Origin of the sequence: Pseudomonas pharyngis, assembly GCF_021602345.1 — a bacterium.
GTDB lineage: Bacteria > Pseudomonadota > Gammaproteobacteria > Pseudomonadales > Pseudomonadaceae > Aquipseudomonas > Aquipseudomonas pharyngis.
In genome coordinates this window covers 1-303 of record NZ_BQID01000047.1, presented here as the reverse complement: position 1 = coordinate 303, position 303 = coordinate 1, and the positions used below count along the sequence as shown (strand labels likewise).

Sequence of the window (303 nt, the reverse complement as noted above, 5' to 3'; positions counted from 1 at the left end):
CCGCGCTCAAAGACGATTTCCATCAGGGCTACCGCAACCGCTTTCAGGCCACCCCGTGGGACGTGCCGAACCGCCCGCCCCTACGCCACCCGAAACCGCGCATCCTCGGCAGCCAGAGCGCCGTGGTCACCGGGCCGAAAGGGGAAGAAATCCACTGCGACGAATACGGCCGGGTGAAAGTCCAGTTCCACTGGGACCGCGACGGCCAGGCCGACGACAAGACCAGCTGCTGGCTGCGCGTGTCTTCCGCCTGGGCCGGTGCCCAGTACGGCGGCATCGCCATCCCGCGCATCGGCATGGAAG

Annotated in this window: 1 protein-coding gene; it reads left to right on the top strand. The window is 67.7% G+C overall.

The genetic code is table 11. From position 1 onward, the window contains the following. Nucleotides 1-303: phage baseplate assembly protein V (locus tag L6D74_RS29910; RefSeq protein WP_236191728.1), on the top strand; the 303-nt coding region annotated here is incomplete at both ends.